This window comes from Mesorhizobium sp. M7A.F.Ca.CA.004.06.1.1 (assembly GCF_003999135.1).
Lineage (GTDB): Bacteria > Pseudomonadota > Alphaproteobacteria > Rhizobiales > Rhizobiaceae > Mesorhizobium.
On the sequence record NZ_RZPQ01001007.1, the window covers coordinates 1 to 1,697 of the forward strand.

Annotated in this window: 3 protein-coding genes and 1 pseudogene; 2 read left to right on the plus strand and 2 right to left on the minus strand. The window is 57.5% G+C overall.

Going from position 1 to position 1,697, the window contains the following annotated elements:
- Together EN906_RS37860 and EN906_RS33220 are read left to right on the plus strand one after the other, a co-directional pair.
- On the plus strand, positions 1-262 hold a 262-nt coding region (locus tag EN906_RS37860), incomplete at its 5' end, for a hypothetical protein (protein ID WP_127276813.1).
- Between the two features lie 151 nt (positions 263-413).
- Positions 414-839, plus strand: a complete 426-nt coding sequence (locus EN906_RS33220) for a MucR family transcriptional regulator (protein ID WP_013532660.1) — start codon at positions 414-416, stop codon at positions 837-839.
- Positions 840-1,006: 167 nt separating this feature from the next.
- Here EN906_RS33220 and EN906_RS33225 read toward each other — a convergent pair whose 3' ends face one another.
- Both EN906_RS33225 and EN906_RS39080 read right to left on the minus strand, forming a co-directional pair.
- The gene (locus EN906_RS33225) at positions 1,007-1,435 is read right to left on the minus strand and encodes a SufE family protein (RefSeq protein ID WP_127268169.1); all 429 of its coding nucleotides are present in this window, start codon (positions 1,433-1,435) and stop codon (positions 1,007-1,009) included.
- A 100-nt stretch (positions 1,436-1,535) separates the two neighbouring features.
- Positions 1,536-1,697: pseudogene (locus EN906_RS39080) on the minus strand (DUF5330 domain-containing protein); the annotation flags it as partial.

Consider the following 1,697-nt stretch of genomic DNA (forward strand, 5'->3'; position numbering starts at 1 on the left):
GATGACAGGCATGTCGCCTGATTGCTTGCGTATGACCACGGCAACCTTTGGTTTTGTGGACAAATATGAACAACCAATATTGCCCGACGATAGCCAAGCAAAATCAAACATTAAAACCCATTTCGTGAGATGCCGCGAATGTAACGGTGAGCTGACGTTGCGTCAGCCGTTGCCGACGAGCGCGCGAAATATCGATAAATTACACAATGCACGAAAGATTGAAGCTGATCGCGGAATAATTGATCAATATCGTTCAATATAGCGTAAGGGCCGAATTGACTTACTTGGTCTGGGCGCTCATTGATGTGCCCGCGACACGAATCGTAGAAACTCTACCTGCACAAAATTCGTGCGATGCCCTGCTTGTAAAAAAGGGCGCAGATCGATGTAACTCTTGTTGGGGCCCGAAGACCATGGATATTGTCGAAACACCTTCCAGAAACAGCGATGCGCTGATCGAATTGACCGCCGATGTGGTGGCCGCCTATGTCAGTAACAATCCCGTGCCGGTCGGCGAATTGCCGAACCTGATATCCGATGTCCATGCTGCGCTCGGGCGTGTGGGCGGAACCGCCGAACAGCCGCCTGCCGACAAGCAGAAGCCGGCGGTCAACCCGAAGCGGTCGGTTCATGACGACTACATCGTCTGCCTTGAAGACGGCAAGAAGTTCAAGTCGCTGAAGCGCCATTTGATGACCCACTATGACCTGACACCGGACCAGTATCGCGAAAAGTGGAACCTTGACCCGACCTATCCGATGGTTGCACCCAACTATGCGGCTGCCCGGTCACAGCTTGCCAAGAAGATGGGCCTCGGCCGCAAGCGCAAAGCGCGGTAATCGCTGCCAGAGCAATTCAAGGAAAAGTGAAACGGTTTTCCCGGGAAAGCGCATAGAGCTCTCCCTTGGGAATTGCGTCAAAATAAGCCAGATCGGATCGACATCAACGGCGCCTTCGGGCGCCGTTTGATTTTTGCGCCGCGAGGCGCGGATCCGGTATGAAGGTGTCAGGCGGTCTGCTTGAGCGCTGCCTCGGCGTCGCGCTTGATGCGCTTGACCATCGAGCGAAGGCCGTTGGCGCGCTGCGGCGACAGATGTTCGTCGAGGCCGAGTTCTTTCAATGTCGCTTCCGCATCGGTCTGCTGGATTTCGCTGGCGGTCCTGCCGGAAAACAGCGCAAGTATGATCGCAACCAGTCCACGCACGATGTGAGCGTCCGAATCGCCCGTGAAGGTGATGACTGGGTCGGCTCCAGCCCCGCGTTCGGTGGTCAACCAGACCTGACTGACGCATCCCGGCACCTTGTTGGCGGCGCTGCGCTGCTCGTCGGGAAATGGCGGCAGCGCCTCGCCGAGTTCGATGACGTAGCGATAGCGGTCTTCCCATTCCTCGAGGAACGAAAAATCGTCGCGGATCGTCTGGATCGTGGTGGTCATAATGCCGGATATAGTCACGCGGCGGCTCCGCGTCACGGAAAAACAAGGACACCGCGGGCGTCGAGAGGGCAGACAGCCCGCGGTGCGCCGTCGAAGCGGCTTAATTCTGAGGCGGCAGGTTGACGGTCTCGGGCAAGACGATTTCTACGGGCAGGCTGCCGGTCATCGTCGACGTGTCGGGGCCGGCGGCGGACTTGTCGTCCATCATCGCTGCCGCGATCTTGGCGGTCTCCTTGGCGCGGGCGGTGATGGTGTGCATTGC

What these genes read in the sequence shown, in the direction of transcription:
- EN906_RS33220 (WP_013532660.1), top strand. Translation starts at nt 414, where the DNA reads ATGGATATTGTCGAAACACCTTCCAGAAACAGCGATGCGCTGATCGAA.
- EN906_RS33225 (WP_127268169.1), bottom strand. Translation starts at nt 1,435, where the DNA reads ATGACCACCACGATCCAGACGATCCGCGACGATTTTTCGTTCCTCGAG.